Genomic DNA, 20,184 nt, shown 5'->3' with positions numbered 1-20,184 from the left:
CGCCCAGCACGACGACCCGGCGCGGCGTGAGCCCGTGCCGCGCCGACAATGCGCCGCGCACCGCCCGCTCGACCGCGCCGTGTGGCGGGACGCTTCCCGCGGCCAGCTCGACGACGAGCACGACCTGCGCCCCGGGGATGGCGAACGCGGCCACGTTCCGAATCGCCGGATGGGCTTCCGCGGCGGTCGCTTCGAGGTCGCGCGGGTCGTGCCCGACGGCGAACGCGGCCGCATCGCGAATCGCCGGATGAGCTTCCCCGGCGATCACTTCAAGGTCCCGTAGGTGCTGCCCGGCAGCGAACGCGGCCGCGCCCCGCACCACCGGACGGGCCTCCCCGACGGTCGTTTCGAGGTCCCGCAGGTCGCGCCCGGCAGCGAAGTCGTCGTCGAGGACGGACAGCTCGCCCGACTCGCCAAGCACCCCGAGGTGGCCGGTGCGCAGCCACCACCGCGGCTCGTCGTCCCCCGCGATGAACGCGCAGAACACGCGAGCGGACTCATCGGGCCGGTTCCGGTAGCCGCGGGCGACGTTCGGGCCGCTCACCCAGATCTCGCCGGGCTCGCCCGCGGGCAGCCGCCGTCCGTCGGGGCCGATGATCGCGACGCGCTGGCCCGCCGGCTGTCCACAAGCGACCAGCGCCGTCGCTTCGGCCACGATGTAACACACCCGCAGCTGCCCGGACACGCCGAACGCCGCGCGCACCCGGTCCAGATCCGGGTCGGCGCTGCTCACGAGCGTGGTCACGGGCCCGAGAGCCGCCAGCCGCGAAACGAGCAAGACAGGACGGCCCGTCACGAGCGGCACCGCGACCCCGAGCAGCAGGCCGAGCGGATCGCTGAACGGCGAACGGTTCACCAGCGCACCAGGTCCCAGTACCGCCGCCGCCTGCCGGGCGTTGGCGACGATGTTCGCGTGCGTGACCATCACCGCGCCCGGGTACTGCAAGTACGCCACGTCCTCGGCGGCCACCGGGTCTTCGGTGAAGCCCGGCGCGTCCGGCACACCGTCCACGGCGAGCACCCGGTGCCCGCAGGTGTCCAAAGTAGACAAGAACCGCCGCGTATCGGCGACCGTCGCCGTTGTCGCCAGCACGATCGCCGGTTCCGCGTCCGCGAGGACGCGCGCGCGGTCCGGGCCGACGGAGATCGCGACCAGCCCCGCCCGCAGCGCGCCGAGGAACGCGACGACGTGCTCCACCGGATCCGCAACGAGGATCGCCGCGCGCTGCCCGGGTTCGGTGACCTGGCGCAGGGCCGCGGCGACGGCGGTCACCCGGTGGTCCAGTCCGGCCCACGTCAGCGTCCGCCTTTCCGTACCGGCGAACCAGGTAAGCGCTCTCTCGGCTCCCGCGGCCGCGGCGCGCGCGGTCAGGAGCGTCGAGAGCGTCGTGGCCCCGGCCGCGGCGGTTGGTCCGCCCGCAGCCGGTTCAGAACTCGTGAGCATCGGTCCCTCGTGCATTCTCAGGCGGCGGACATCCCGGTGACGCGCCACTTCCCGTCGACGCGTTCGGCCGTGACGCTCAGCTGCGCGGCGCCGGTGCTGCGCTGCCCGTCGCCCCGCGTCCCGGTCTGGTCGAGGAACACCAGCAGCGCCGCGCGGTCGCCGTCCAGGAGCTTCACGCCGGACGCGACGGCGGTCGAGGTGACCACCAGCTTCTGGTCCGCGGCGAGCTTGCGCACCTGCCCGAAGAGCTGGTCGTACTGGGCCAGCGCGGGACCGGTGAGGACGGCCTTCGCCGCCTGCTCGCTCTTGGCCGGATCGTCGAAGCGGTAGGAGAAGACCGTGCCGAGTGCGGCGCTGATCTGCTTCGCCGCGTCCGCGGTGCCCGAGGCGTCGGCGAGCGCGCTGTTGTGCGCGACAACGGCGTTCGTCTGCCGCGCTTCGATCGCGCACCACCCCGCGACGCAGGCCATCACCACGGCGACCACCAGGCACACCCACCGCACCCGCCGCCGTGGCCCAGTGGTCGTGAGTGGCAAGTCGGGTTCTAACCCTACTTGCCACTCACGACCGTCTTGGTCCTCGTGGTGGCGCCCGGCCACCTTGACGGCTCGCTTCTTCGTCGGAACGGTCACGGTGCCTCCCCGGTCGGGACCTGGCCGAGCCCGGTGACGCGCCAGCCGTCCGGGCCGCGGGTCAGGTCGGCCTGGAACCGGTTGCGTTTGGTCACGGCGTCGCCGCCGTCGGGTGCGACGACCAGCTCGACCGACGCGATCAGCTTCGCCGTCCCCGCGCCGGTGTCCACTTCGGTCACCGCGGCGTCGGTGACCTTGCCGGTGGTGACGGTCTTCGCCTGCGCGATCCGGTCGAGGCTCCCCTGCCGGTCGGCCGCCAGCTCGTCGTGCAGCGCGCCACCCGAGAGGTCCAGCCAGTGCTGGTACCCCGGTGCCGCCTGTCGGTAGTCCAAAGTGGTCAGTCCGGCGACGGCGGTTCGCCCGGCCTGCAACGCGTCCTCCCGGACGACCGCGCGCGCGACGCCGTCGTCGTGCGCCGCCTGCCACCAGGTGAACCCGGACCACCCGGCCGCCGCGGTCGCCAGGACCGCGGTCGCCGGGGCCAGCCACGTCAGGATCTTCACGGCCGTCCTCCCGGTGCGTTCTGCGAGCCCCGCACGTTCGTCGGGTCGCCCTTCGGCAGCGCGCAGCGCGCGGCCGTGTTCAGCGGGCGGGTCGAGGTGTCCAGGCCGTCGCGGTACGGCGTCGAGTACCCGGTCGTGCACGGCGGCGGGTCGAAGAACGTCAGCGACAGTCCGAAGTGGGCACCGTCCGGCCGCACCACCGCGCTGCCCGCCGCGACCGCCCGCGGTGCGGTGATCAGCAGCTGCCGCAGCCCGTCCCGCCGGTTCTCCAGGACGTCCACGGTGGTCAGCAGGTTCGCCAGCAGCACGCCCAGCTGCGGCCCCGAGTCGCGGATCAGCTCGCTCACCTCGTTCGCCGCGGCCGGCACCGCCGGGATGAGCGTGCGCAGGTCGCCGTCGGACTGCTTCAACGTCGACGCGAGCAGCTTGGCGTTCGCGCCGAATTCGCGGATCGCGCCGGCCTGCTGCACCTGGGTGTCGAGCACGACGTGGGCGTCGGTGACGAACCGGGTCAGCGGCGCCACGTGCGCGCTCGCCGCCTGCACGAACTCGATGCCGCGGCCGACCAGCTGGTCCAGCGCCGGGCCGGCGTCGGTGGTCGCCTTGTACAGCTCGTCGACGACCGTGCGCAGCGCGGGCTTCGGCACCGAGTTGGCGAACGTGTCCACTGTCGACAAGACGACGTCGACCGGCAGCGGGATCTTCGTGTCCGCCTGCGTGATCACCGAGCCGTCGTGCAGCTTCGGGCCGCCGTCGCTGCGCGGGCGGAGGTCGACGTACTGCTCGCCGACGGCCGAGCGGTCGGCGACGATCGCTTCGGTGTCGGCCGGGACCGGTGCGGTGCCGGCGTCGATCTCGAGGTCGGCTTCCATCCCGGCCGGGGTCAGGCGCAGCTCGCCGACCCGGCCGATCGGCACCCCGCGGTAGGTGACCTCCGCGTTGGTGAAGATGCCGCCACCGGTCGGGAACTGCGCCTTCACGGTGTAGCCGCGGTCGAAGAACACCTTGTCCAGACCGGCGTAGGTGGCCCCGACGTAGGCCACGCCGAGGACGGCGATGACCACGAAGAGGGTCACCTGGACGCGCACGAACCGGGTCAGCATCAGTGACCCACCTTGAGGAAGCCGTTGAGGTAGTCGCCGCGGATGGTGTCGAGCGCCGCGTCCGGGAACGGGAAGGTGAAGATCATCTCCATCGCCTTCGGCAGCTTGTCGCCGGAATCGGCCAGCCGCCGCAGCAGCGGTTCGAGCGCCTTGAGGTCGGCGACCAGGTCGTCCTTGCTCTTGTTCACCGTGTCCACCGCGACCGAAGTCAGGCCGTCGAGGGACTTGAGCATCCCGACGAGCGCCTCCCGCTGCTGGTTGAGCACGCCGATGCCGGGCGTGAGGCCGTTGAGCGTCGTGGTGATCTGGCCGGTGTGCGCGTTCAGCGTCTGCGCGAGCTTGTTGACACTCTCGATCGCCCGCGTGATTTCGGTGCGGTGCTCGTCGAGCCCGCGCACGAACTCGTCCAAACTGGACAGCAGGCTGCGGGCCGCGGTCTCGCGCCCGCCGAGGGCTTCGTTCAGCTGGTGGCTGATGTTCTGGACCTGTGCCACCCCACCGCCGTTGAGCAGCAGCGACAACGCGCCGAAGACCTCCTCGATCTCCGGCGTCAGCGTGGACTGGTCCAGCGGGATCGTCGCCCCGTCCAGCAGCCGGCCCGACGGCGTCGCGTCGGGCGGCGCGGCCAGCTCGACGAACTTCTCGCCGAGGATGCTGGCCTGCCGCAGCCGGGCGACGGCGTTGCCCGGCAGGTCGACGTCGCCGTTGAGCAGCAGGTCCACGATCGCGCTGTGCCCGTCCGGCGCCAGCTCCACCTTGACGACCTGCCCGACCGGGACGTCGTTGACCTTGACGCCGGACTGCGGCACCAGGTCGAGCACGTTGGTGAAGCTCGCGGTGACGTGGATCGGGTGGTCGCCGAGCGCGGCACCGCCGGGAAGCGGGATGTCGTAGACGCTGACCCCGCGCCCGCAGCCGGTGGTGACGAGCGCGAGCGTCACCACCGCCGCGAGCTTGACCAGGGACTTCATTTGCCCTCCGGGAACTCGAGGAGGTTGCCGCGGCCGTCGATGGTCCCGTTCGCCTGGTCGTAGGCGCCCAGGAGGTTCGTCAGCGCGTTCGGCGCCGCTTGCAGCGCTTCGGCGAGGGAATCCTTCTGGTTGACGAGGATCTTCGTGACGTCGGCAAGCTTGTCCACATCGGACTGCACTTTGCCGCGGTTGTCCTTGATGAACCCCTGAACCACGGTCAACGCCTGGGTCAGCTCGGTCAGCGCGCCGGAGAACTGGTCGCGCTGGTCGGCCAGCACCTTGCTCAGCGACGCGATCTGCGAGATCGCCTGCTTCACCTGACCGTCGTTGGCGGCGAGCATCGCGGTGAACTTGCTGATGTTGTCCACCGAGCCGAACAGGTCGTCCTTCGAATCGCTGGCCGCACGCGCGAATTCGCCGAGGTTCTTGATCGCGGTGCCGATGGTCTGCCCGTTGCCGCTGAGGTACTCGGCCGACTTGGTCAGCACTTCGCTGACCGCGCCGTCCTTGTTGGCTCCCTGCGGTCCCAGCGCGGACATCAGCTGGTTGAGGCTGTGCAGCAGGTCGTCGACCTCGACCGGGGTCGCCGTGCGCTCGCGCGGGATCGAGGCGCCGTCCGGCAGCTGCGGCCCGCCGCGGTAGACGGGCGTGATCTGCACGTACCGGTCGGCGACCAGGCTCGGCGTGATCACCACGGCGCCGGCGTCCGCGGGCAGCTGGGCGTCCGGCTTCAGCGTCATGGTCACCTTGACGTCGGTGCCGTTCGGCTCCACTTTGGACACCGACCCGATGGCGACGCCGAGCACGCGGACGTCGGAGTTGGGGTAGATGCCGACGGCGGCGGTGAAGTACGCGGTCAGCGTCCGCTCGGCGGGCGCGGTCACGACCGGCCACGCCGCCGAGACGACGAGTGCGAGCAGGACACCGACCGTGAGCGCGCGCAGTTTCGTCCGCCGGCGAGCCCGCGCGCCCAGATCGATCAGCTGGTGCGCCATCAGCGTCCCCCGTTCTTCGGCGGCAGGCAGCTTCCCGGCGTGGTGCCGGTGGGGATCAGCCCGCAGATGTAGGTGTCGATCCACCGGCCGTTGCCGACGGCGTTGCCGAGCAGCCGGTAGAACGGCCCGGCCAGGCGCAGGCTGTCCTCGAGCTTCCCCTGGTTCTGCTGCAGCACGGTCGCGACGCGGTCGAGCTGGTCGAGCGCCGGGCCGAGCGTCTTCTGGTTGTCCGCGACCAGCCCGCGCAGCTGGATCGCCAGGTTCTTGATGCCGCTGAACAGCTGCGCGATCGCGTCCTTGCGCGCGTTCAGCTCGGTGAGCAGTGTGTTGCCGTCGCGGATCAGCGCCTGGATCTGGTCCGACCGCTCGCCGAGCGTCTTCGAGACCTCGTTGGTGTTCTGGAACAGCTTCACGAGTTCTTCGTCGCGCGAGGCCAGCGTTTGCGACAGCGCGGCGATGCCGTCGAACGCCGTCCGCACGTCCTGCGGTGCCGACGCGCCGAGCGTGTCGGACAGTGTGCGGAACGCCTGCGCGAGCTGGTCGGTGTCGATCGCGCCGACCGTGCCGGCCAGGTCGTTGAAGACCGTGGTGACGTCGTAGGGCGAGCTGATGCGCTCGGGCGGGATCGGCTGGTCCGGGTCCAGCTCGCCGTTGCCGACCGGGTCGAGCACGAGGTTCTTCTGCCCCAGCAACGTCTTGATCTTGATCGCCGCGGTCGTCCGGTTCCCGACCCACGTGTCCTTGACGCGGAACAGGACCTCGACGTGGTCGCCGGCCAGCCGCACGTCGGTGACCTCGCCGACCTTCACCCCGGCCACCCGGACCTCGTCGTTCGGCTTGAGCCCGGCGGCCTCGCGGAACTCCGCCTTGTACGTCGTGCCACCGCCGACCAGCGGCAGGTCGTCGGAGAAGAACGTGGCGCCGCCGATCAGCGCCATGACCAGCGCGGTCGCCGCGCCGACGGCGATCGGGTTCCGGCTGCGGAACGGTTTGATGCGAGGCGGTTTCACCGGCACCTCCCGGCCGTGACGGGGATGCCGGGCGGCGGGCCGCCGGGCGCCGGTTTCGCGTCGGTCTCCACGGAACAGAGGTAGAAGTTCGCCCACGAGCCGTAGGAGAACAGCGTGCCGATCCGGTCGAGCTTCTTCGGCAGGTTGTCGATGAACTGCTGGAACACCGGGGTGTTGTCGGCCAGGTTCTTCGACAGGTCCCCGAGCGCGGTGATGCTGTCCTTGAGCGGCTGGCGGCCTTGCTCCAACAGTCCGGCGGTGGCGGTGGTCAGCTCGCCGAGGCCACCGATCGCCTGCCCGATCGGCTTGGCGTCCGCGGCCAGGCCGGTGACCAGCTGCGCGGTGGTGTCGACGAGCGCGTCGAACTGGTCGCCTTGGGCGTTCACGGTGTCGAGCACGGTGTTGAGGTTGCCGATCACCTGCCCGATGACGGCGTCCTTGCCGGCCAATGTGGACGTCAGCGACGCCGTGTGCCGCAACAGGCTTTCGATCGTGCTGCCCTCGCCCTGCAGCACCTGGATGATCTCGAACGACAGCTGGTTGACGTCGTTGGGCGACAGCGCCTGGAAGAGCGGCTTGAAGCCGTTGAACAACGCGGTGAGGTCGAGGGCCGGGGTGGTCCGGTCCAGCGGGATCTGCGCGCCTTCGGCCAGCGTCGGCGAGGTGTCGGTGGCGCCGGGGTCGACCGAGAGGTAGCGCTGCCCGACCAGGTTGCGGTAGCGGATGGTCACCGCGGCCGACGCGGTGAGCCGGTGCGTGCGGTCGACCGAGAAGTCGACGTCGGCGAGGCGGTGCTCGACTACCCGCACCGCGTCGACCTGGCCGATCCGGACGCCGGCCATGCGGACCTCGTCGCCGGGGTTGACCGAGGTGGCGTCGGTGAAGCGGGCCGTGTAGCCGATGGTGGCGCCGACGCTGGAGTTGGCGATGGTGATCGCGAGGATCGCGGTGGCGACCGCGGTCACCAGGAAGAAGATCAGGCCCTTGATGGCGGGTCCTGCGACGCTCCTCATCGGACGGTCACCTCCGTGCCGCGCAGGGCGGGTCCGATCAGGACACTGCTCCAGTCCGGGACGTCACCCAGCGTCGGCTTCAGGAGCTCGGCGACCAGCTGCCGCTCGCCCGGCGAGTTGGCCGGCCCGAGGTCGCCGTCGGTGGCGAACGCGGCACCCGACGCGGCCGCGCCGCCGCCGTAGCACTTCGGGCCGCCGGTCGCGTCGAACCGCGGGGTGTCGCGGCCGGGGACGTACTTGTCACGCGGGTCCTGCACGGTGAGCGTCACGTGCAGCCCCGGCTCGTTCGTGCCCTTGCCCAGTGCCTTCTCCATCAGCGGCTTGAGCCGGTTCACCGCGTCGAACAGGCACGGGAACTCTGGTGAGTACTGGGAAAGCAGCTCCAGCGACGGGCGGCTGGCGACGGAGACGCCGATGATGTTGTCCTTGTTCTTCCGCAGGAAGTCGTTCAGGTGGCCGGTGGCACTGGTGACGCTCGTGTAGAGGTTGTCGAGGTCCGCGCGGGTGTCCACAATGGTCTTCGCGGTCGTCGACAGGTCGGTCAGCGCCTGCAGGATGTCCGGCGCGGCGGTGGTGTAGACGTCGGCCGCGTTCGCCAGCCCGGTGATGTCCGCCTTGAACTGCGGCATGAGCGGGTTCACCTGGGCCAGCAGGTCCTGCAGCTTGACGATGCTGTCCCCGATCGGCTGCCCGCGGTTGTCGAGGGCCTGGGAGATCGCGCCCAGGGAGCTGTTCAGCTTCTGCGGCTGCACCGCGCGCAACAGCGGCAGCAGATCACCGAGGACGCGTTCCAGCTCGATCGCGCTCGACGAGCGGTCCTGCGCGATGACGTCCCCGGCGTGCAGCGTCCCTTGTGGATTGTCCGGGAGCACGAGGTTGACGTACCGCTCGCCGAAGACGGTCTTGGGCAGCAGCCGCGCGGAGACGTTGCCCGGCAGCTGGCCGATCTTGGCGGGGTCGAGCGCCAGGTCGATCTCGGCACCGGTGCGAGTGCTGCGGACCGCCCGGACCTCGCCGAACGGCACGCCCTTGACCTTCACCTCGGCGGTCGGCGCGAGCTGGTTGCCGACCCGGTCCGCCCGCAGCGTCACCAGCTCCGAGTCGTCGAAGTCCTTGTCGTAGATGGCGACCGCGAGGTAGCCGAGCAGCACGAGCACGCCGAGGAAGGCGACCCCGGCGAGCTGCGTGGCGAAGCGGCTCATCCGGACACCTTCACCGTCGTCGTCGCGCCCCAGATGGCCAGGGACAGGAACAGGTCGAGCACGCTGATCAGCACGATCGACGTCCGCACGGCCCGGCCGACCGCGACGCCGACGCCCGCCGGCCCGCCGCTGGCGCGGTAGCCGTAGAAGCAGTGGGTCAGGATCACGCCGACGCTGAAGACGAGCACCTTGCCGAACGACCACAGCACGTCGCCGGGCGGCAGGAACAGCGTGAAGTAGTGGTCGTAGGTGCCGCCGGACTGTCCGAAGAAGACCACGGTCGTCAGCCGGGAGCCGAGGTAGGAGATCAGCAGCCCGACGACGTACAGCGGGATGATCGCGATGAACCCGGCCACGATCCGGGTGGTGACCAGGTACGGCATGCTCCGCACGGCCATCACCTCCAGCGCGTCGATCTCCTCGGAGATCCGCATGGCGCCCAGCTGCGCGGTGAAGCCACTGCCCACTGTGGACGAAAGCGCGAGCCCGGCGACGAGCGGCGCGATCTCGCGAGTGTTGAAGTACGCCGTCAGGAACCCGGTCATCGCCGAGATGTTGATCTGGTTCAGTGCGCTGAACCCCTGCAGGCCCACGGTGACGCCGGTGAACACGCACAGCCCGACCATCACGCCGATCGTGCCGCCGATGACCGCGAGCGCGCCGCTGCCGAACGTCACTTCGGCCAGCAACCGCACCACTTCTCGGAAGTAGCGGGTCACCGCGAGCGGGACGGCGGCGATCGCCCGGACGTAGAACATCAGCTGGTCGCCGAGTTCGAACAGCCGGTCGCCGGGTTTGCCGAGGATGGCCACTCAGGTTCCCTTCGCCGGGACGAGCTGCAGGTACAGCGCGGTCAGCACGGTGTTGACGAAGAACAGCAGCAGGAAGGTGATGACGACGGACTGGTTGACGACGTCGCCGACGCCCTTGGGGCCGCCCTTCGGGTTCAGGCCGCGGTACGACGCGACCACCCCGGCGAGGTAGCCGAAGATCACCGCCTTCACCGAGCTGACGACCAGGTCCGGCAGCTGCGCGAGGGCGTTGAAGCTGGCCAGGTACGCGCCGGGCGTGCCGCCCTGGATGATGACGTTGAAGAAGTAGCCGCCCAGCACGCCGACCACGCTGACGAGCCCGTTGAGCAGCACGGAAACCCCGACGGCGGCCTGCACCCGCGGCACGATCAGCCGGTGGATCGGCGAGACGCCGAGCACCTCCATCGCGGCGATCTCCTCGCGGATGCTGCGCGCGCCGAGGTCGGCGCAGATGGCGCTGCCGCCCGCGCCGGCGATGATCAGCGTCGTCACGATCGGGCTCGCCTGCTGCACGACGGCCAGCACGCTCGCCGCGCCGTTGAACTGCTGGGCGCCGATCTGGCTGGTGAGCGAGCCGAGCTGCAGCGAGATGACCGCGCCGAACGGGATGGACACCAGGATCGCCGGCGTGATGGACACGCTGGCGATGAACCAGAACTGCTGGACGAACTCGCGCACCTGGTACGGGCGGCGGAACATCGCGAGGATGATGTCGAGGCCCATCGCGCACATGCGTCCGAACTCGCGCAGGCCGTTCGCCGCTTTCCGGGGAGCTTCGCTGAGCAGGGTGGTCATGCTTGCTTGCACCCGGAGCTGAAGCAACGCAGGGTGAGGTTCGAGACGAAGGTGTTGCCCGGCCCCGAAACCAGGCCGGTGAGCAGCCGGCTTAGGTCCTCGCGCCCGGTGCACCCGGCGAACGCGGGCGTGGTGAACGTCGATGTCACCTTCACCGGCGGGGCCGGCAGCGAAATCGGCACCAGGGCTTTGATGTTCACGGCGGCGGGTTGCGCGGTCCGGCAGTCCGGGCCGACGTCGAGTGCCTTGCCGTCCACCTTCACGTTCGAGAGCTTGATGAACACCTTCGCGGTCACGTCGGTGTCGGCGCAGATGTTCGTCTGCGTGGTCTTGCAGTTGGTGTCCTTGCCGGTCTTCACGGTGGCGGTGCCGGTGGCGTCGCCGTCCGGGACGATCTCGACGCGGCCGGTGGTGCCCATGAACCGGAACGCGACGAAGTAGCCGTCGGTGGGCGGGATGTTCAGCTTGCCGGTGATCGGCACCGTGTTGCTGAGACCGCCGAGCGCGCCGTCGAAGGTACCCGGCGGGAAGGCGATGTCCGACCCGAGCTTGGCGACGTGGCTCGTGGTCGGCTGCTGCGCGTCCCCCAGGGTGAACCCGAAGGGGATCTGCGTGGCCGCTTGCGCCGGGGGCGCGTCCTCGTTGGGCGCGGCTTCCGCGGCACCCAACGAGAACGCGACTCCGATCAGCACGAGCGGCAGCGAGAACCGGGTCAGCACGGATGTCCAGCCTTCCTCATCGAAGGAGATCCTTTCCGAAGCTACTGACGATTCTCGTTGCGGGACAAGGGTTCTTCACGTTCTTGTCACGCGGGTCTGCGTTTTCGCGCGGCTACCTCACTTCTTGGTGAGGGTCACTTCCAGCTTGTTGCCCGGGCCGGAGGCGAGCCCGCTGATCAGACCGGTCAGGAAACCGCAGCCGGTGAACTGCGGGATGCCGTAGGTCGCGGTCAGCTTGCCGCCCTTGAGCGGGTCGAAGCCGGGCGCCGAGGCGAGCGGCACGTCGGCCGGCTGCACCGTGTGGCACGACTTCGACTGCAGGATCGGGAACCCGAAGACCCGCACCTTGGTCAGCTGGACGTCGATCCGCGCCTCGGCCTTGACCGCCCCGCCGGTGAGCGTGCCGTTGATCGCGCCGACCTGGTCGAGCTTCACCGTCGCCGACGCCGGGATGAAGCCGAGGACGCGGAAGTCCACGTCCGACTTCGGCAGCGCGAGCTGGGCGCCGAACTTGCCGGACGCGGCGTCGAGCTTCGCGTCCAGGCTGCCCGGGCCGAGCGGCAGCGTGGCGTGCAGCTGCTTGAGGAACGACTTGCCCTTGACCGAGTACTTGACGTCGACGCTGCCCGGCGGTGTGGTCGGCTGGGTCGTCGGCGTGGTCGGCTCGGTGGTGGGGGTGGTCGGTTCCGTCGTCGGGGTGGTGGGTTCCGTGGTGGGAGTCGTCGGCTCCGTGGTCGGGGTCGTCGGCTCGGTCGTGGGAGTCGTGGGCTCCGTCGTCGGCTCCGTCGTGGGAGTCGTGGGCTCCGTCGTCGGCGTGGTCGGCTCCGTCGTGGGAGTCGTCGGCTCGGTCGTCGGGGTCGTCGGCTCCGTGGTCGGAGTCGTCGGCTCCGTCGTCGGCGTGGTCGGCTCCGTCGTGGGAGTCGTCGGCTCGGTCGTCGGGGTCGTCGGCTCCGTGGTCGGAGTCGTCGGCTCCGTCGTCGGGGTCGTCGGCTCGGTCGTCGGAGTCGTCGGGGTGGTGGGGGTCGTCGGCGTGGTCGGCGTGGTCGGCGTCGTGGTGCCGCCCGCCGGCTTGATCTCGAACGTGCCGAGCAGCTGGTTCTGGCCCGGGACGGCGACGCAGTCCGACGTGAACGTGCCCAGGTCGGTCGGCTGGCCGTCCGCGGTGCGCGGGGTCATCGTGGTGCTGAAGTTCCCGACCGTCACCGAGGCGGTGCCGGGGCTGGGGAACGTCACCGCCGGTGCCTTGCCGCTGCTCTTGACGTGGAACGCGCCCGAGGGCGGCACCGGCGTCGACGCGATGGTCAGCGGCAGGTTCAGGTTCAGCGTCTTGTCGACCGGGTACTTGAGCTGCGCCGCGGCCTTCGCCGAGCCGTCGAGCGAGGTGGCGCCGACCAGGGCGAGGCCCTCGGTGGCGGTCTCCGGCACGGTGACGTCGACGTCGAAGGTGATCGGCGTCGACGACGCGCCCGCGACGGCGTTGTCGGGCAGGTTCGTGTCGATCTTCACCGACAGGACCTGGTCGCCGATCAACGGGAACGGGCAGTTGTAGTTCAACGTCAGGGTCACCGGCGCGGCCTCGGTCGGCCCGGCCCCGACGAGCGCCACGGTCGCCGCGACCCCCGCGGCGGTGGCGGCGGCCAAGCCGAACGCGGGCTTTCTCGACTTCCACGAAAATCTCACGGGTCGTCACCTCAGGGAATGGGGGAATTTCAGCGAAAAGTACCTCCGTGTTTCCGGCCGAACAAGCGACCGTGAATTCTTTGTCACGCGCATGGGAGCGCCACTGCCGGGAAGAGTCATGCAGGTCAGCGCTTGTCACGTGCGGACGGATCGGCGTCGCGAAAATTGTCACGCGCACGGGGAGTGGTCGCGATCTTCTTGCTCGCGGCACGGCTGTCCCGTTACCTTTTCCAAAGGTAGGGGAAGGAGCGGCCATGAACCAGCCGGTCATCGCCGTGACCGACCTCGCGAAGCAGTACGGCGAAGTCACCGCGCTCGCCGGGATCAGCCTGACCGTCGCCCGCGGCGCGGTGCTGGCGGTCCTCGGCCACAACGGCGCCGGGAAGACCACGCTGATCGACATCCTCAGCACGCGCGTCCGGCCGAGCGCGGGCACCGCCCGGGTGTGCGGCTACGACGTCGTGCAGCGCGGGCGCGCGGTCCGGCGGCGGATCGGGGTGACCGGGCAGTTCGCCGCGGTCGACGACGCCCTGTCCGGGCGCGGGAACCTCGTGCTGATCGCCCGGCTGCTGGGTGCGAAACCCCGCCAGGCGCAGGCGCGGGCCGCCGAGCTGATCGCGGCCTTCGGTCTCGAAGACGCGGCCGACCGGCCCGCCGCGACCTATTCCGGCGGGATGAAGCGGCGGCTGGACCTGGCCGCGGGCCTTGTCGGCGCGCCGCAGGTGCTCTTCCTCGACGAGCCGACGACGGGACTCGACCCGGTGAGCCGGTCCGGGCTGTGGTCGGTCGTCGAAGGGCTCGCGGCGCGCGGCACGACCGTCGTGCTCACCACGCAGTACCTCGAGGAGGCGGACCGGCTGGCCGACCACGTGGTCGTCCTCGGCCTCGGGCACATCACGGTGTCCGGGACGCCGGCGCAGCTCAAGGGACGGCTCGGCAACCGGACCGCGACACTGACCTTCGGCACCGAGCTGGCGCTCCAACGAGCCGTCGATGCGTTGTCCCGCTTGGGAATGGCGGCCGGGCGCACCGGGCTCGTCCTCGCCGTGCCGCTGACCGGGCCCGGCGACATCCCGGTGCTGGTGCGCGCGCTCGACACGGCGGGCGCGCCGCTGCGGGACCTGACGGTGACCGAGCCGACGCTCGACGACGTCTACCTGTCCCTGCACCGGACGGCGGTCGGCTGGTGACGCAGGCGCGGCACCGGGCGGCCGTCTCCGCGCTCGGCGACCCCGCGGCGTGGCCGGAATCCGGGTTCTGGACCCAGGTTCGCGTGCTGGCGGGCCGTTCGCTGCGCACGGCGTTCGGCGACCGGCGGCTGGTCTTCTTCGGACTGTTGCAGCCGGTGGTGCTGCTCCTGTTGTTCAGCCAGGTGTTCAGCGGCGTCGGCGCCCTGCCGGGTGTTGCGGCGTACCAGGGTTACGTGAACTTCCTGGTGCCGGCGACGTTGGTGAACATCGCGATGACGACGGCGATGAGCTCGGGCGCGGGCCTGCTCGCGGAGATCTACGGCGGTTTCACCGGCCGGCTCCGCTGCCTGCCGATCTCCCTGGTCTCAGTACTGGTCGCCCGCACACTGGCGGACTCCGCGCGGCTCGCCGTCCAGCTCGTGGTGACGGCGCTGGCGAGCGTGCTGTTCCTCGGCTTCCGCCCGGCGGGCGGCGTGCTCGGCCTGGGGCTGGCGCTGCTGCTGACGCTCGTCGTCGGCTGGTGCCTGAGCTGGGTGTTCGTCGCGATCACGACGTGGCTGCGCAAGGCGGAGACCCTGCAGGCGGCGTCGTTCGTGGTGATGTTCCCGCTGATGTTCTCCTCCAGCGCGTACATGCCGCTGGACACGATGCCGGCGTGGGTGCGGGTCGTTTCGGCGGTCAACCCGCTGACGTACGCGATCGACGCGACCCGCGCGCTGGCGCTGGCCCGCCCGATCGGCTGGTCGGTCCTGACGGCACTGGTGATCGCGGCGGTGGCCGCGGTGGCGGGCTCCACGCTGGCGGCCCGCACCTTCCGCAACCGCGCCTAACCCAGCGCCTCCAGGTGCGTCGCCGCTTCCTCCGCACCACCCGCCGCCTCGAACGACTCACGGATCTTCTCGGCCCCCGGCCGGTAGTGCCCGGCCGACTCGATCGCCTTCCGGAGGTCGGCCGCCTTGGCCCGGTCGAACCGCACGCGCACGCCCGCCGACGCCGCGACCACCTGCTGGGCCAGCATCGACTGGTCGTCGCGGATCGGCGCCACCACCAGCGGAACCCCGGCCGCGAGCGCCTCGCACACCGTGTTGTGCCCGCCGTGGCAGACCACCACCGACGTGTGCGCGAACACCGCCACCTGCGGGATCCGCCGGGCCAGCGCGACGCTTTCACTGATCAGGCTGCCGGACGGGTCCACCACCAGGCCCCGCACGTCCGGCATCCCCGCCAGCGCGTCCACGCTTTCGGCGAGGAACCGGCCCCCTGCCGCCGCGTTCGACGTCCCCAGTGTCACCACGACCAGCGGCCGATCGTCCACAGGGGACCATTCGCCGGGCGCTGGCGGCAGCGCCGGGCCGACGTAGGACACCGGCACCGCCAGCCGGGAATCGCCGGCCAGCGCCCGGGTCGTGAACGCCAGCACCAGGTGCGGGGAGAACCGCAGGTCGCCGAGCAGGACGCCGTGCCGCGCGCGCAAGCCCGCCTGCAGTTCGTCCACCCAGGACGCGATCTTCGGCAGCGAACCCAGCGGATCGGCCAGCTCGGTGGACGTCGACGCCGACGTCGCCCACGGCAGCCCGCACCGCGCGGCCACCAGCGCGCCCGCCATCGCCTGCTGGTCCACCACGACGACGTCCGGCCGGAACACGGCGACGGCCGCCAGCACGCCGGGCACCATCGCGTCCGCCAGCGGCACCAGGTACGACTCCCACAGGTACTTCAGCGCGGCGAATCCCCGCAGCTCCGGTGGTCGCAGGGCCACCGAAAACGGCGCGGAGTCACCGGCCGGGAAGACCCGTCCGGCGACCACTGCGGACAGTGCGGGCACCGGACCGCACCAGGCCACCGAGTGCCCGCGCGCTTCGAGCACCGCGGCCACCTCCTGCAGCGGCGCCACGTGCCCGGCCAGCGGCGGGACGACCAGCAGGAACCTCACGCCGCGTGCCGATCGATCCACTTGAGCACCAGCTCGCGGACTTCGCGGTGCTGCTCCACCAGCACCGAGTGCCCTTGGCCTTCGAAGACGTGCAGCTCGCCGTGCGGCAGCAACGACGTCAGGGCTTCGAGGTCGTCGGCCTGGTAGCCGTGACTGCCCAAAATGGACAGCACGGGGCAGCCGATCGCCGCCACCTGCTCCCAGGTGAGCAACGGGCCGAGCGGCACCTCCTCCGCCATCTTCGTCGACGTGATCCGCTCGGCCGCCAGCCGCGCCAGCCGCCGGTGGTGCGCGCTGAAGTTCGCCTCGATCCAGTCGAAGCTCTCCTCCACCTGCAGGAACCGCACGGTGTGGGCGAGGATCTCGCTCATCTTCCCGGCCCACACCTCGGTGGCCGGCTCGGATTCGATGCACACGATGCTGCGCACGCGATCCGGGTTCGCCACGGCGTAGCTGTAGGCGAGCGTGCCGCCGAAGCTGTTGCCCACCAGGTGCACCGGCCGGTCGACGGCCAGCTGCACGAGCAGGTCGTCGAGGTCGGCGACGAAGTCCCCGAGCGTGTAGCCCCGCACCGGGCGCTCGGTCTTGCCGTGCCCGCGCAGGTCGTAGCTGATCACGTCGATGCCCGCGGCCGCGACCGGCGGCGCCAGCGTGAGGTAGAAGCTCGCCAGGCTGTCGGTGCCCATGCCGTGCAGGAACACCACGGTCTCGGTGCCGCCGGCGGGAACGAGCTGCACGTTCGTGCGCAGCCCGTTGACGGTCATCGTGGGCACGTGCGCTCCCCCACGAACCGGGCGATGTCGCCGACGGTCAGGCCGATGACGTCGTCGAGGTCCTTCTCGGCAAGGTGTTCGGCGAGGTTGACGTCCGCGCCGAAGTGCTCGGCGAGGATGCTCGCGAAGGTCACCAGGTCGATGCTTTCCAGTTGCAGGTCCTCGTGGAACGTCGTGTCGGGCGTGATCTCGATGCCGAGCACCTCGGCGTCGCCGACGAGCTCGGCGAGCAGCTCGGCGACGACGTCGAACGTCGCGGACGCGTGGTCGATGGTCATGGCGTGCTCCTGTGGTGTGCGATGGCGGTCTCCCCGGTCAGCTCGACCGTGACGGCGTGACCCGGCAGCTCCCGGTGCCTGCCGGACACCGTGCCGTCGTCGTGGACGCGGATTTCCGCGGGGTACACGGGCTCGGCGAGCCGGGCCCGGACGGCGTCCTTCGCGGCGATCTGCCGCAGCAGCCAGCCGCGCTGCTGCCGCGGTGGCACGGCGGCGAACTCGGCGCGCTCCTGGGCGCTGAGGTAGACGCCGGCGTAGATGTCCCGCGCGGCGACCGTCGGCCAGCGGTCGGTGACCGCGACCGAGCCGTCCTCCCGCCGTTCGGACAGCAGGTTTTCCGCGGGGAAGGCGTAAACGCGGTGGGCCGCGCGGTCGCACGGGAACCGGACGTCCCGCCAGCCCTCGACGCTCGCCAGCACCCGGCCGTCGCGCACCAGCTCGGCGTCCATCTCCAGGACGTCGGGCCGCGGCAGCCGGACCCGCGCCTGGCAGGTCACGCGGGTGCCCGGCGGCGGTTCGGGGCCGTACCAGGTGAGCTTGCCGATCGAGCGCGGGAACGCGAGCAGGCCGTCGGACCGGGTCGCCATCAGCCAGCAGCCGAGCAGCTGGCCGACGTTGTCGAGCAGCCCGCCGGGCGCGGACGGCACGACCAGCTCGCCGCGGATGTGCTGCTCGCCGAGCCCGGTCAGCCGGGCCAGGCCCTGGTAGGCCGGGCCGTGGAACATCTCACGCCGCTCGTAGATCTCGGCCGCGCTCAGCGGCGGCGCGGTCTCCGGTCCGGGCACCCCGGCCGGTGACGGCGGGGCCGCGAACACCCCGACCTCGACGGTCAGCAGCGCGTACGGTCCGATCTCGACAGTCACCCGGTCGCCCTCGCGGCTCAGCGACAACGGCACCCGCTGGGCGGGCGAAGCGATCAGCCAGCGCGAGAAGACGGCGTCCCGCACGGTCACCGCCTTCGTGCCCGGCCAGGTGCGTTCGACGGCTCGGCAGGCGAGGTCGACGAGCGTCGTCGCGGGCACCACCGGGCGGAAGTCGTCCTCGTCGGGCCAGTCGTCGCGCTGGCGGAAGAACCGGTGGTCGCGCAGGTACGGCATCGCGGCCATCGACACGTCCACAGTGGACTCGACCCGGCGCCGGGCGGCTGCCGCGACGACGTCCGCCGCGCTCCGGCGGGTTTCGGTGAGCAGCGCGGTGAACTCGGCGACGATCGCGTCCGGTACCCCGGCGGGCAGCTCGGGCGGCGCCGCGGTCTCCAGCAGGCCCCGGGCCGATTCTCCCAGTGACAGCAAGGGTTTCCCGGTGTTGAGCCGGATCAGCCGCGGTTCGAGCGCCGCGAAATCGGGGTCGCCGCCCTCGGTCCACAACGCGGTCGCGACCCGCCGCAGCTGCGCGAGCCCGGGCCGCGTGCCGGACGCGGCCGCGACGACCAGGTGCCGCCGCTCGCCGAGGGTGTCGGTGACGAACGAGCCGAGCTGCCCGGCGCCGACCTGCACGAACGCCCGGAACCCGGCGTCGTGCAGCGCCTCGGTCAGCTGCCGGAACCGGACCGGCCGCAGCAGGTGGTCGAGGTAGAGCCGCCGGACGTCCGCCGCGGCCGCCGGGTACGGCCGCGTCGTCGTCGCCGACCACACCGGCACCGCGGGGGCCAGCAGGTCCAGGTCCGCGACGAGCCGCGCGAACGGCGCGAGGTGGGGTTCCATCAGGGGCGTGTGGAAGCCGGACCGGAACGGCAGGGTCCGGGCCACGATGCCGAGCCCGCGGCAGGTGACCGCGAACTCCGCGACGGCGGCCGGCGGGCCGCACACGATGGTCTGCTGGGCCGCGTTCTCGTGCGAGATCACCAGATCGCCGGGGAGCAGCTCGGCGACCCGCGCGGCGGCACAGCCCAGCACCAGGTAGTCCGCCTCCGGCAGCTCGAACCCGCCGGGCCAGTACTTTTCCAGCAGGTCCGGCTCGGCCCGGTACATCCCGGCGGCCTGCATGGCCGTCCACTCGCCCGCGCTGTGCCCGGCGAGCGCGTCCGGGCGGATCCCCAGCCGCCGCAGGGCGTGGTCGAGCAGCAGGCCCGTCGACGACACGCTCGTGGCGCGGGCCGGCACGGTCGCCGTCGACCACTGTGGACGGTCGAGGCCGAAGTGCCGGGCCACGTCGTCGAGGCGCGGCTCGGCGTCGGCTTCCAGGCCCGGGTAGAGGAACGCGGTCTTGCCATCGGGGAGCAGCGGGTCGGTCGTGCACCAGATGTCGCCGCCGCCGTGCCACGACCGGCCCTCGGCCGCCACCTTCGCGAGCACACGGCGGGCCGTGGCCAGCTTGCGCTCGTCCGGTCCGACGATCCCGAGCCGGCACGGCCCGGCGCCTTCGCCGGGCTTCTCGAGCTGCTCCAGCAGCGCTTCCGGGGTGGCCGCAGCCAGCCGCAACACGCGTTCCGGTTCGTCGACGCGGACCCGCCGCTTCGGCGCGGGATCCCCGGCTTCGAGCACGACGTGCGCGTTCACCCCGCCGAAGCCGAACGCGTTGACCGCGGCCACCCTCGGCAGGTCGCCCCACGGCTCGGCCTCGGCCAGCACCCGGAACCGCGTCTTGTCCAGCAGCGGGTTCGGGTCCGCGCAGTTGAGCGTCGGCGGCAGGACCCCGTGGTGCAGCGCGAGCGCGACCTTCACCAGCCCGGCGACCCCGGCGGTCGGCAGGGTGTGCCCGATCATCGACTTGACCGAGCCGATCACCGAGCGCGGCCCGCTCGCCTGGCCGAAGACGTCGGCGACGGTGGTCAGCTCGGCGGCGTCGCCGGCCGGGGTGGCGGTGCCGTGGGCCTCCAGCAAGCCGATCTCCGCCGGGTCCAGCCCGGCCCAGGCCCGCCGCAGGGCGAGGGTCTGCCCGGCGACCGACGGGCTGAGCAGGCTCGCGCCCCGCCCGTCGCTCGACGTGCCGCTGCCCCGGATCACGGCGTACACGCGGTCGCCGTCGCGGCGGGCGTCGGCCAGCCGCTTGAGCACGACGATCGCGGTGCCCTCGCCGATGAGCATGCCGTCGGCGGCGCGGGACAGCGGGCTGATCCGCTGGCTCGGCGACAACGCGCCGAGCTGCGTGAACAGTGCCCACAGCGTGTCGTCGTGCGTCTGGTGCGCGCC

The 20,184-nt window shown here is 71.5% G+C and carries 19 protein-coding genes; 2 read left to right on the top strand and 17 right to left on the bottom strand.

Annotated features, from left to right (window positions below):
* The 13 genes from G3I65_RS02495 to G3I65_RS02435 form a co-directional block, all read right to left on the bottom strand.
* The coding region (locus G3I65_RS02495) for an AMP-binding protein (RefSeq protein ID WP_160694335.1) at nt 1–1,444 on the bottom strand (1,444 nt) is incomplete at its 3' end.
* Between the two features lie 17 nt (nt 1,445–1,461).
* A complete protein-coding gene (locus tag G3I65_RS02490; protein ID WP_239070302.1) occupies nt 1,462–1,929 on the bottom strand; it encodes a hypothetical protein in 468 nt (155 codons plus the stop codon).
* Nucleotides 1,930–2,072: 143 nt separating this feature from the next.
* Nucleotides 2,073–2,579, bottom strand: coding sequence for a hypothetical protein (locus G3I65_RS02485; protein WP_375336660.1), 507 nt, complete (start codon nt 2,577–2,579; stop codon nt 2,073–2,075).
* The gene (locus tag G3I65_RS02480) at nt 2,576–3,682 is read right to left on the bottom strand and encodes an MlaD family protein (RefSeq protein ID WP_160694331.1); all 1,107 of its coding nucleotides are present in this window, start codon (nt 3,680–3,682) and stop codon (nt 2,576–2,578) included. Before G3I65_RS02480 ends, G3I65_RS02485 begins: the two co-directional genes overlap by 4 nt.
* Entirely contained in the window at nt 3,682–4,653 is a 972-nt protein-coding gene (locus G3I65_RS02475) for an MCE family protein (RefSeq protein WP_160694329.1), read from the bottom strand. The genes G3I65_RS02480 and G3I65_RS02475 overlap by 1 nt, the downstream gene beginning before the upstream one ends.
* Nucleotides 4,650–5,648 (bottom strand): MCE family protein, encoded by a 999-nt coding sequence (locus G3I65_RS02470; RefSeq protein ID WP_160694327.1) that lies wholly within the window; start codon nt 5,646–5,648, stop codon nt 4,650–4,652. Before G3I65_RS02470 ends, G3I65_RS02475 begins: the two co-directional genes overlap by 4 nt.
* The gene (locus tag G3I65_RS02465) at nt 5,648–6,658 is read right to left on the bottom strand and encodes an MCE family protein (protein WP_309235229.1); all 1,011 of its coding nucleotides are present in this window, start codon (nt 6,656–6,658) and stop codon (nt 5,648–5,650) included. The genes G3I65_RS02470 and G3I65_RS02465 overlap by 1 nt, the downstream gene beginning before the upstream one ends.
* On the bottom strand, nt 6,655–7,671 hold the full coding sequence (locus G3I65_RS02460; RefSeq protein WP_160694325.1) for an MCE family protein: 1,017 nt from the start codon (nt 7,669–7,671) through the stop codon (nt 6,655–6,657). Before G3I65_RS02460 ends, G3I65_RS02465 begins: the two co-directional genes overlap by 4 nt.
* On the bottom strand, nt 7,668–8,873 hold the full coding sequence (locus G3I65_RS02455; RefSeq protein WP_160694323.1) for an MCE family protein: 1,206 nt from the start codon (nt 8,871–8,873) through the stop codon (nt 7,668–7,670). Before G3I65_RS02455 ends, G3I65_RS02460 begins: the two co-directional genes overlap by 4 nt.
* Nucleotides 8,870–9,631: an ABC transporter permease gene (locus G3I65_RS02450; protein ID WP_225440153.1), complete on the bottom strand. Its 762-nt coding sequence runs from the start codon at nt 9,629–9,631 to the stop codon at nt 8,870–8,872. The genes G3I65_RS02455 and G3I65_RS02450 overlap by 4 nt, the downstream gene beginning before the upstream one ends.
* 54 nt (nt 9,632–9,685) lie before the next feature.
* Nucleotides 9,686–10,480 carry an ABC transporter permease gene (locus G3I65_RS02445; protein ID WP_160694322.1) on the bottom strand — a complete coding sequence of 265 codons (795 nt, stop codon included), beginning with the start codon at nt 10,478–10,480 and terminating at the stop codon, nt 9,686–9,688.
* Nucleotides 10,477–11,199 (bottom strand): hypothetical protein, encoded by a 723-nt coding sequence (locus tag G3I65_RS02440; protein WP_160694320.1) that lies wholly within the window; start codon nt 11,197–11,199, stop codon nt 10,477–10,479. Before G3I65_RS02440 ends, G3I65_RS02445 begins: the two co-directional genes overlap by 4 nt.
* Before the next feature lie 117 nt (nt 11,200–11,316).
* Nucleotides 11,317–12,879, bottom strand: coding sequence for a DUF6801 domain-containing protein (locus G3I65_RS02435; RefSeq protein WP_160694318.1), 1,563 nt, complete (start codon nt 12,877–12,879; stop codon nt 11,317–11,319).
* 254 nt (nt 12,880–13,133) lie between these two features.
* Between G3I65_RS02435 and G3I65_RS02430 the strand changes: the two genes are divergently transcribed.
* Together G3I65_RS02430 and G3I65_RS02425 are read left to right on the top strand one after the other, a co-directional pair.
* Entirely contained in the window at nt 13,134–14,069 is a 936-nt protein-coding gene (locus G3I65_RS02430) for an ATP-binding cassette domain-containing protein (RefSeq protein WP_125313089.1), read from the top strand.
* Nucleotides 14,066–14,899 carry an ABC transporter permease gene (locus G3I65_RS02425; protein WP_160694316.1) on the top strand — a complete coding sequence of 278 codons (834 nt, stop codon included), beginning with the start codon at nt 14,066–14,068 and terminating at the stop codon, nt 14,897–14,899. Before G3I65_RS02430 ends, G3I65_RS02425 begins: the two co-directional genes overlap by 4 nt.
* Here G3I65_RS02425 and G3I65_RS02420 read toward each other — a convergent pair.
* The 4 genes from G3I65_RS02420 to G3I65_RS02405 form a co-directional block, all read right to left on the bottom strand.
* Nucleotides 14,896–16,002, bottom strand: a complete 1,107-nt coding sequence (locus tag G3I65_RS02420; RefSeq protein ID WP_160694314.1) for a glycosyltransferase — start codon at nt 16,000–16,002, stop codon at nt 14,896–14,898. The genes G3I65_RS02425 and G3I65_RS02420 overlap by 4 nt on opposite strands.
* The gene (locus G3I65_RS02415; RefSeq protein ID WP_160694312.1) at nt 15,999–16,775 is read right to left on the bottom strand and encodes an alpha/beta fold hydrolase; all 777 of its coding nucleotides are present in this window, start codon (nt 16,773–16,775) and stop codon (nt 15,999–16,001) included. The genes G3I65_RS02420 and G3I65_RS02415 overlap by 4 nt, the downstream gene beginning before the upstream one ends.
* Nucleotides 16,763–17,053, bottom strand: a complete 291-nt coding sequence (locus G3I65_RS02410; protein ID WP_086856267.1) for a phosphopantetheine-binding protein — start codon at nt 17,051–17,053, stop codon at nt 16,763–16,765. Before G3I65_RS02410 ends, G3I65_RS02415 begins: the two co-directional genes overlap by 13 nt.
* The coding region (locus tag G3I65_RS02405) for an acyltransferase domain-containing protein (RefSeq protein WP_160694310.1) at nt 17,050–20,184 on the bottom strand (3,135 nt) is incomplete at its 5' end. The genes G3I65_RS02410 and G3I65_RS02405, both read right to left, overlap by 4 nt.

This window comes from Amycolatopsis sp. SID8362, assembly GCF_010550475.1.
GTDB lineage: Bacteria > Actinomycetota > Actinomycetes > Mycobacteriales > Pseudonocardiaceae > Amycolatopsis > Amycolatopsis eburnea.
Note: the sequence above shows the minus strand (reverse complement) of the source record. Positions and strands in the feature narration are given on the sequence as shown.